Below are 453 nucleotides of genomic sequence, written 5' to 3'. Positions count from 1 at the left end.
GGTAATGGCAGCTAGAACTCCAAGGATCAGCGTGTTCATGTGTACATCGAATATATTTCAGCTTAAAAACTTGGCGTTTCGATTGATGACGAAAAGTGGGTGGCTTGCTAAGAGTTATAAGGATATACGACTCTGGTAGTCCAGATGATGACCTCGGCAGAACTGACGTCAGGATGATGACGATCTTGAGTGCTGATTTGAAAATGCAATAGAAAAAAGAGAAAAAAGAATCAGCGGATGACCACGTTCAATTTCCGCAGGTTGAGTGCAATTCCGTACTCCCTGGACACGTCCTTGATGACCCTCTGAATTGTTGCCGCTATGTCCTTCTTTATTTTCTCGTCGGAAACTCCGGAGAACGAGCCGAAAAGACCTCCAACGTTTTCTCGGAGGAAGCTGGCCTCGATATCAACGTAGACTGTGGAGCTTCTTATCTCATGGTTGAGCTTGAGC

General features: G+C 45.5%; 1 pseudogene. It reads right to left on the bottom strand.

Going from position 1 to position 453, the window contains the following annotated elements:
* Positions 1 to 230: 230 nt before the first annotated feature.
* Positions 231 to 453 (bottom strand): annotated as a pseudogene (locus E3E29_RS11385) (hypothetical protein); the annotation flags it as partial.

Source organism: Thermococcus sp. Bubb.Bath, from assembly GCF_012027595.1.
In the GTDB taxonomy this organism is placed as follows: Archaea; Methanobacteriota_B; Thermococci; order Thermococcales; family Thermococcaceae; genus Thermococcus.
This window is presented reverse-complemented; position numbering and strand designations above follow the sequence as displayed.